Origin of the sequence: Amycolatopsis regifaucium, assembly GCF_001613935.1 — a bacterium.
Lineage (GTDB): Bacteria > Actinomycetota > Actinomycetes > Mycobacteriales > Pseudonocardiaceae > Amycolatopsis > Amycolatopsis regifaucium.
Window position 1 is genome coordinate 1 of the sequence record NZ_LQCI01000041.1, and the last position, 8,831, is coordinate 8,831.

Annotated in this window: 8 protein-coding genes; 1 reads left to right on the plus strand and 7 read right to left on the minus strand. The window is 66.0% G+C overall.

Going from position 1 to position 8,831, the window contains the following annotated elements; translation table 11 throughout:
• Both AVL48_RS30880 and AVL48_RS30885 read right to left on the minus strand, forming a co-directional pair.
• A partial coding sequence (locus AVL48_RS30880; protein ID WP_244162681.1) for an AAA family ATPase occupies positions 1–665 on the minus strand: 665 nt, incomplete at its 3' end.
• Positions 666–763: 98 nt separating this feature from the next.
• A complete protein-coding gene (locus AVL48_RS30885; RefSeq protein ID WP_061990206.1) occupies positions 764–1,393 on the minus strand; it encodes a hypothetical protein in 630 nt (209 codons plus the stop codon).
• Between the two features lie 153 nt (positions 1,394–1,546).
• On the opposite strand from AVL48_RS30885, the gene AVL48_RS30890 reads away from it, so the two are divergent.
• Positions 1,547–2,404 carry a TIGR02391 family protein gene (locus AVL48_RS30890; RefSeq protein ID WP_061990208.1) on the plus strand — a complete coding sequence of 286 codons (858 nt, stop codon included), beginning with the start codon at positions 1,547–1,549 and terminating at the stop codon, positions 2,402–2,404.
• A gap of 33 nt (positions 2,405–2,437) precedes the next feature.
• Here the strand turns inward: AVL48_RS30890 and AVL48_RS40885 are convergent, their stop codons facing one another.
• The 5 genes from AVL48_RS40885 to AVL48_RS30905 all read right to left on the minus strand — a co-directional run bounded on the left by AVL48_RS40885 (position 2,438) and on the right by AVL48_RS30905 (position 7,461).
• Complete coding sequence (locus tag AVL48_RS40885) at positions 2,438–2,620, minus strand: pentapeptide repeat-containing protein (protein ID WP_082857822.1); 183 nt, start codon at positions 2,618–2,620, stop codon at positions 2,438–2,440.
• Between the two features lie 543 nt (positions 2,621–3,163).
• Positions 3,164–3,376 carry a hypothetical protein gene (locus tag AVL48_RS30895; protein ID WP_061990210.1) on the minus strand — a complete coding sequence of 71 codons (213 nt, stop codon included), beginning with the start codon at positions 3,374–3,376 and terminating at the stop codon, positions 3,164–3,166.
• Between the two features lie 192 nt (positions 3,377–3,568).
• Entirely contained in the window at positions 3,569–3,745 is a 177-nt protein-coding gene (locus tag AVL48_RS39275; protein WP_156515784.1) for a hypothetical protein, read from the minus strand.
• 31 nt (positions 3,746–3,776) lie between these two features.
• A complete protein-coding gene (locus AVL48_RS30900; RefSeq protein WP_061990212.1) occupies positions 3,777–4,061 on the minus strand; it encodes an RHS repeat-associated core domain-containing protein in 285 nt (94 codons plus the stop codon).
• A gap of 328 nt (positions 4,062–4,389) precedes the next feature.
• Entirely contained in the window at positions 4,390–7,461 is a 3,072-nt protein-coding gene (locus tag AVL48_RS30905; protein ID WP_063054160.1) for an RHS repeat-associated core domain-containing protein, read from the minus strand.
• Positions 7,462–8,831 lie beyond the last annotated feature (1,370 nt).

Sequence of the window (8,831 nt, forward strand, 5' to 3'; positions counted from 1 at the left end):
GTGAGCAGGTGGTGCAGGAATCGCTCCGGGTGGGTGAGAAATCCGCGGGTGAGGGTGACGGGCTCGGCGTTGTCGTAGGTGACGTGCTCGATCTCGCCGTCGCTGTCGATCTGCAGGATCCGCGCACCGGGGACGGCGAGCAGGATGGGTGAATGGGTGGCGATGAGGAACTGGCATCGGCTGGCGCGCAGTTCGGTGATGCGGGCGAGCAGCGCCATGCAGCCACGCGGGGACAGCGCCGCTTCCGGTTCGTCGAGCAGGTAGAGCCCATCTGGACCGAACCGGTGCGTGACCAGGTCCAGGAAGGACTGTCCGTGGGAGCGCTCATGCGGGGAGATCCCGCCGTAGGCGGCCAGCAGCGACGAAGAGCCGGGGTCCTGATCGAGGCGTTCGATCTCGGTGGCGACGTTGTAGTAGGACTCGGCGCGCAGGAAGAACCCGGTGCGGGGTTTGCGGATTCCGCGGCGCAGGATCAGGTGCTCACCGAGGCTGGACTCGGTAGCGCGGGTAGCGAACCGGAAGGACTGCGACCCGCCTTCGGGGTTGAACCCAGCCGCGACCGCGATCGCCTCGACCAGGGTGGATTTGCCGGTGCCGTTGTCTCCGGCCAGGAACGTGATCCCGGGGTCGAGTGCCAGGCCGCCGGTGCGGGCCAGGTCCCGCACGACGGGCAGAGTGAAGGGATAGCGGCCGGTATCCGAGCCCGGAGCCAGCCGGATCGACTGAATGAATCCTCCGCCAGCTGATTCAGCCTGGTAAGAGCTCATGCCGGAGTTTCGTCTGCGGGCTGGCGCGTAGGCGGGGCTTCGAGCAGGTTCGCCGACCGGACGATGTCCGACGGTGCCCGCCGGACGGGGCCGGGCGGCAGGAGAGCTTTGGTCAGATAGCCGCTGACCGGCTGGCCTGTGTCGTCGGCGACGTCGCCGGGTTCGAGGTGTCGCAGGTACCAGGCGTCGAGGTCCTCGGCCAGCTGTCGGCTCGTGGAGGCGCGACGGCTGCGCAAGCCCTCCGTACCGATGCCGTCGGCGAGCGCGTCGACGACCTCGGTGGTCTCGGCCCAACGGCGCTGCGCCGACTGCTTGGTGATGCCGCCGGCTCCGACACCGATCTCTTCCCAGCGGGAACCGCGGGCCCGTTCGACGACGACGGCCAGCGCCGCGAGCCGCTCGGCCTGCCGAAGCACCAGCAGGGCCTCGTGGACGTAGTCGCCCGGGGCATGCTCACGCTCAGTCGGAACCAGGTTGCGCACCAGGTCGGACAGACGGCGCGCGTCATCGGCGTAGAGCAGCCGCGCCGCGTCCGCGCCGATCGGTTCCTGGTCCACCGTGTACTGGACAGCCTCCGGCGCCCGGTCCTCGGCGGCCGGGCTGACCGCGTTCTCGCCCATCGTCATGCCGTCAGCCTAAGGCTGACATGTCGTCAGCACAATGCTGACATTACTTAATTGGCGGCAGGCGTGATGGTGGTAGGACGCCGGATTTAACGATGACGAATCCGGGTGGCGCGGCGTAGGTGCTGGTCTGCGTCGTCGTGGCACGATCCGGCTATGGAAGCGCGGAAGAATCCTGATTACCTGAGGTCGGTTGCGGGCGCGGTAGCGGACTTTCGCGCGGCGCTGGTCGAGTTTCTCGAGCTTCATGTGATCAACGCGGGCTTGGAGAGCTTGGCGCCGGGGTTTGCGCCGGCGGTGCTCCCACGTGATGGTGCGGATCCCGAGGAGATCGCGCGGCGGCAGGCCAAGGTTTCTCGGCTGTCGGGCCTGGCGGCCACTGCGGTTCCGCTGACCGGCATCGCGATGGGCGTGCAAGGCGCGGGCGTCGTAGACCCGATCACGAACTGGCAGACGATCACTCGGCCGAAGCCATTGCTGGAGGCTTCGGATGTGCTTGGCGCATGTGACCATGCTCTCGGCCGTCTGGACGGCTTGATCCTGCAGGCCGAGGCGGAACGCCCGCCCAGTGTGGGCGCGGAGGCTATGCATCCGACGGTCTGGGGCGCAGCCTCACGCTTGTGGCGCGACGGTCACTTCCGCGAAGCCGTGGCCGGTGCCGCTGAAGCCCTGGTGTTGATGGTCAAGACGCGCACCAAACGCAACGACGTCTCCGAGACTTCGTTGTGGCAGCAAACCTTCTCTGACAGGGAGCCCCTGCTTGGCCAACCTCGGCTGCGGTGGCCCGGCGATCCAAATGACCGGGACGTCAGCACCATGAACTCCGGTTTGCGGTTCTTCGCTCCCGGGGTGCAGATGACGATCCGCAACAGCGCGGCTCACGGTGTCGGGGAGCTCGACGATCAATCCGCGCTCGAGCGGTTAGCGACCCTGAGCCTCCTGGCTCGCTGGGTGGACGAGTGTGATCTCATCGAAGCTCCCGAGCAACCAGACGATGGCGGTCCCGGCGCGTAACTCGGGGCCTGGCACTCGCTGCGGCCAGGGCTTTCACGTCGACTCGTCGAACAAGACTGGGCCAGTGAAGGTCGCCTCATCGAAGAGGGCGGCACTGGTGAAGGTCGCCCCGTGGAACTGGGCGATGCCACCGGTGAAGGTCGCCTCGCCGAACAGGGCGGTGCCGGTGAAGGTCGCCTTATGGAACCGAACGTCGCCGGTGAAAGTCGCCTTGATAAACCAGGCTTCGTTGACCGTCGTTCAGTGTTGTCGTGCTCGGTGGACCACTGCCGGCGCCCGGTAAGCACCAGCGCGACCACGCCACCGGTACCTGCCCCGACCGTGAGACCGACCTTGATCAGCTCGATCCTGTTCTTCGCGTCGCTGCCCGGATCGATGAACAGCAGCAGCGTGGTCACGGCCCCGGCCGCGATCAGCGCGACCGGGACGACGATGACCACGATCGCCCACCACCACGTGCCCCCGCGGGCCCGCCACCGTCGTCGCGCCCATCCGGTCTTCGGCCCACTCGTCAACTTCACGCCTGGTAGTCGTACGAAGGGTCTCCGATCGCTACGTGCCCTTCGGCGATCTGAGTATGAAAGGTGGCCACTGTTCACCCCGCCGTCCACGAAGGCGCCAAGGGGGCAATTCGACCACATGGCGCGCCTTGAACGCGACACGCGCGAGCATTGCTTGTGGTGATGTATGGGGGGCGAAGGACGTCACGTCGGCGGCCACGACCGGTCGCGGTAACGACTATGCAGCCGGGAGAACGGATCAAGAGTCCGCCTCGCGTCGTCGGCGGGCCGGGGTGCTGGGTTGATCGCAGAGCGCCCGGAGGATCGCGACGCGTTCGGCGGGGGTGGCGTTGTTCAGGGCGATCTCGAGCTCGCGTCTGCGGCTCTCAGCGCGGATCTTGGCCAGGATGCAGCGGGTGATCGCGGTGATCCCGGTGGCGGCGACAGGGCTGGCCAGCAGCCAACTCCACATGACGGTGGTCCTCCGACGTACCTGAGTGTTGAGCAGCCCGGCCCCACTTTCCCGATCTGGACAACGCGAGGGCCCGGCGTGACATGTCACGCCGGGCCCTACGGAGTAGGTGGGTCAAGCGAACGGTGGTCCTTCCGTTCATTCGGAAGGGCCACCGTTCGTGTCCCGAAGGGAGAAGTGCCCCCGTTGGTGCTACCGCTGTTCTTTCCCGCTGCGCTTCAGGGAGAAGGCGGCGTAGGCGAACAGCAAGGCGAGAATCACGGCCAGCGCGATGGTGAGTGTGGTTGGCCAGATGACTGCCAGCACGACGAGAGTGATGAGCAAGATTCCCGATATGCCCAGGAAAACCATGCTCACGGCTTTGCTCATCGGTGTGTGTTCCTCCTTGTCGTCGGTGATGTCACTTCCTGCAGGCGAGCGCTGCATTGCTGATGGCGGTCACGGTCGCGACTGTTGATCCCACCGCCAGTCCGGCTGTGACGCCGCCGGTGGCGGCGCTGACGTCGTACGTGGCGGTGGTTCCCAGCAGACCGAGGATGGAAGTGACGCCGGCATTGACGCATCCCTTAGACACGGCGCCGGTGGGGTCGCTGTTGTTGAGGGGGTCGGCTTGGGCGTAGGCGTAGGTGTAACGGCAGCGGGCCGAAATGACGGTGGGCCTCGCATCGAATGAGGCGAGGCCCACCAGCTTTTGACAAAGGAGGAGCCCGGCGTGATCAACACGTCGGGCTCCGCAAGCCCCCGGCCGGGCTCGGCCGGGGGCTTGCGTGGTCGTCTCGGCGACCCCTGTCGGCATGATTCGTTGCGTTCGGCGTCGTTTGTCTAAGGCGTGACGGCACCTTGGGCGTCGCGGAGGTAGCGGCGTGGCCGCCCCACGTTGGTCGGCGATGCGTTGCTGACCGTCATTTCGATCGCCGGTTCTTGCTACGCAAGATAGCGATCACCCCGAGCAGGATCGCGGTCAACAGTACTGCGATGCCGATCCAGGATGTGGTGGTCATTGACACGCCTTACTATCGATGGTGAGGCCGCCGGCAGCACCAGCGGCGAGGCCCGTGACGGCCAGCCCGACCCCCAGAGTGTCCACTGCGATGAAAAGCGGCGACCAGACCGATTCCTCCACCGAGCAGGGCAACACCGAGTAAGGCCACCCCCACAACCGCACCTGCGCAGCCGTTCAGTGCCGATGCAGCACCGGAGGGGTCACTCCTGTTCAGCGGGTCGCCTTGGGTGTAGGCGTAGGCGTTCTCTTCCTGTCCGGTGGGGTCGGGTTGGGTGAAGCGGCTGTAGACGGGGTTGTAGTGGCGCGATCCGGTCAGTGAGATTCCAGAGGCGAGCTGGTAGGTGCCGATCCAGCGAATCCGGTTGGCGTCCGCGCCGGAGCCGGCGAGGTTGGTGGCAGCGGCCGTGCCATAGGGGGTGTAGTCGTAGCGGGCTGTCACGGTGCCGGTGTCGTTGACCAGTGCGAGGACGCTGCCCTGGTAGTCGGTGATCGCGTTGTGGTGTTTACCGGTGGTGTCGGTGACGGCGGTCAGTTTTCCGTCGGTGTCGTGGGTGTAGGTGGTGGTGGCGCCGTTGACGACGGTGCGGGACACGCCGAGGGCGGTGCGGGTGAAGGCGTGGCTGGTGGTGGTACCGCCGGTGGTCTCAGTGATCGTGTCGGGTTGGGTCTGGTCGAGGGTGTCGTAGGAGGCGGTGAACAGGGTGTTGGTGCCGGAGGTGATCGAGGTGAGCTGGTTGGTGGGGCTGTAGCGGGCCTGCCCACCGGGGGTGGTGGTCGAAAGGTTGCCGGCGCCGTCGTAGTCGGCGGTGGTGGTGTCGACCTTGGTCATCTGGTTGGCGGTGTTGACGGTGTAGGTGCGCCCGTCGCCGGAGGTGAGGTTCCCGGCCAGGTCGTAGGCGTAGCCGCGGGTACCGGCTTTGGTGAGCCTGCCGAATCCGTCGTAGGTGTTCACGGCGGTGCCGGTGGAGTCGGTGCGGGACTGGATCTGGCCGGTGTCGGTGCCATCAGCACGGGTGTAGCGGTAGCTGCTGGAGAACACCACGCCACCGCCAGGGTTTTTGACGGTGATGGCTTTCTGCCGCCCGCTGGCGTCGACCTCGATGGTCTGCGTGCTGCCGCCGGGCAGGGACGCCGAGGTGCGGTTGCCGGCGTTGTCGTAGCCGTAGCCGGTGACCTTGCCCGCCTGGTCGGTCAGCGAGGTCAGCTGGTCGGCGGCGTCATAGCCGTAGAGGGTGCGCCCGCTGGGATCCTCGACTCCGGTGACGTTGCCGGCGCGGTCGTGGGAGTAGATCGCCGCCTGGCTGCTCCCGCCGGCGGTGCGGGTGACCCGGGTCAGCAGCTGCCGGTTGTAGGTACTGGTGAACTCGGCGTGCGCGGTGCGTGCGCTGGTGCGGTTGCCGATGCCGTCGAAGCCGTAGGCAGCGAGGCCGGTGCCGTCTGCGGTGGAGACGGCCACGATGTGGTCGAGTTTGTCGTAGCCGTAGTTGAGTCTGACGCCGTTGCCGTCGGTCACGCTCGCCACCCGCGACAGGGAGTCGTAGGTGTAGGCAGTGGGCTTGAGCGGCGCGGGCGGGGTCACCGTGGTCAGGTTCCCGGCGTTGTCGTAGCCGTAACGGGTGATGTTGCCGTTGCCGTTGGCCTTGGTCGCGACCAGGCCGGTGGCGGTGTAGGTGTACTTCGCCACGTCGGCGCCGAGACCGTCGGAGCGCACAGTCTTGACGTTGCCGTTGCTGTCGTAAGACTTGGTGACCTTGGTGCCGGAGAAGTCCGACACCTGGGTGGGCAGATGCGGGTGCGCGGTGTCGGTGTAGCCCACCGACGCGGTCGCGCTGGTGGGGAGCTTCCCGCCCTTGAGGTTGTTGAGCGAATCGTAGTCGTAGGTCACCGAGTTGTTCATGCCGTCGGTCACGCTCGCGACATCACCGTTCGCCGACCACGACTGGGCCCGGGTGTGGCCGAGTGCGTCGGTGGCCTTGGTCTGACGCTGCTTGTCGTCGATGGTGTAGGTGGTCTTGTGACGGTTGGGGTCGGTGACCGTGGTGGTCGTGTCGCCGTAGGCGTAGTCGGTGACGCTGGGAACACCGTCGGAGTTCGGTGCCTTCACCTGCGTCACCCGGCCCCCTGTGTCATAGGTCAGGGTGTAGGTCCCGCCCGCCGGCGGTGTCACGGACGTGACCAGACCCATCTCGTCCTGGGTGAAGGTGGTCTTGCCGCCGCCGCGGTTGGTGATGCTCGCCAGCCGGCCGCCCGGGCCCGGCTGGGTGTAGGCGTAGCCGCCGGCGACCAGGCCCGACGGGTCGGTGATCGCGCTGATGCGCCCGTCGGCATTGGTGGTGGCGGTGGTGACGCGGCCCTGGGTGTCGGTGATCGAGGCGAGCGTGCCGTCGGTGGCGTTGTAGCGGTAGGTGAGGCTGTGCCCGTTGCGGTCGGCCTGCGAGATCAGCCGCCCCGCGCCGGTGAACGACCATGTCTCACCCGACGAGTGCTGCGACAGCGTGTACTTGCCGTCGGCCAGCTTCACCAGTGTGGCGTGGGCGCCGATCGGAGTGGCGTAGCTGCCGTCGGGATTCTGCATGTACTCCGAGCAGTACCCCGTCGGGTCCTGCACGATGACTGAGCCGATACGGACGTCCAGCTGGACGTCCGGGCCACTCGACACCGTCCACTGCTTGCCGAACGCGCCACCGATACCGCGGCTGTTGTAGACCGCGTTCACCGACAGATCCAGCCCCGTGCCTTTCACTGTCAGCGCCCGGTCGGTGATCACGGCGTTGCCGTTGGCCCGGTTGACCTGCAACTCGGTGCCGTCGGAGATCGGATACCGGTCCATCGGGAACCACGGCTGAGTACCCAGCCGAGCGAAGGTCGCGCAGGTCACCGACATGGTCGATGGTCCCGCACCCGGTCTGGCTTCCGCGGGTCTCTCGATGACCTGATCGGCCGGGACACCCGTCGGGGTCCGGTTCACCTGCGCCGGCGGCGTCCACGTCACCGGCAACGGCACACCACCAGAGACCTCGCCCGCCACGGCGGGCGACGCCGCCACCGGAACCACGGCCAGCAGCACACCGGCAGTGGCCACGCTGATTGTGCGCAGCACACAGGGCCGCAACAATTTCCGTTGCATAATAAGGAAAATCTCCCCTCAAAGCCCGAAGGCTTTCCCCAGACGGCGGGTTCGCCGCCAGACCAGCCGACGCTAGCGCCCGACGATCACCAACCGCAGCGCCAGAAAATCACGACCACTCGAACAGCCCAGCACTTTCCACACCGGATGATCCATCCGGCGCATCAGCGAGCGCCGTCTGCCGCGCTCGTCCTAGCGGACGGCGAAGGTGGCGTTGGCGATCGCAGCGACGAGCCAGCGAACAGCCCAAGCAGCGCAGGCAATCTGGCGAGCCGCAGGTCAGCGGACTCCACGTCTCCGCACCATCACCGAGCCGGGACAGCGCGCGCAGTCAGGGATCGAGACAGGGCATGGCGCGGGTGGGAGGGCAGGAAGGAGACGGGGACGGAGCCGATCTGGGGGCACCCGGTCGTGCAGGGCTGTCTGGTCACGACCAATGAGGAAGTCCCCGCGGGTCGCCAGCTCCCCGCACAGCCGGAAATTCCTTCTACGAATTCCGTGGCATTCTCGAAATAATTTGCAGAAACTGGAGTGATCTTCAATCACCCGAATGGAGTATTTCTTTTATCTGCCAAGGTTGGCAATGTTCCTGTTGGCGCACGAATCGATTCTGCGTCAACAGGTGAGAGCTGGGATTGCAGGGTTCCGCGCTTTCGTAAGAGAATGCGCATTTCCCAACCCGTCGGCCTTGGTCATTCGTATGCGCGGAGTGAGCCCAGGGATGTCCGCCCTCGTTGACGCAGTTCCTGCTGGGAACAAGGACGGTCAATGTCAAGTTCAAGTCAGGGAGGGTGCTTTGTGAGGAAAAGCAGGATTTTAGCCGCAGTGATCTCAACGTTTGCTCTGGTAGTGCCCATGGCGGGGGTGGCCGGCGCCTCGCCCGAGAAGTTGCCGCTCGATTGCGGAACTTCTTTCGCGGATTCCTATCTCGGTTCCGAACTCGACGGTAACGGAAATTTCGACGTTAGGATCACGTATGTCGATTTGCAACGCTTTATCGGGCCTCAAAGTGGCACGATGACTTTTACCTCCCTGGCTGGTGGCGCCAGGTATCCCGGGTTCAACGCCTCTCCTAGTGGGGGGAGCGCGGTTGTTTCTGATGCGCATTACCAGCAAGCGGGCGTGTGGCAGGTCAATGTGTTCAACTCGCGAGGGGTCGACACCTGCGCTCGCAGGTTCGTCGTCCGATACAGGATCAGGGGCGAGTAGACACGTCCGTGTCAGCGGGTGAAAGGTGCGCGCGCCCACCCCGCTAGGGCCTCTGGCCTGGCACCATGGAATTCAGTCAGGTCAGAGGTCGCACGGGCGGGATGAGTGACATGAGT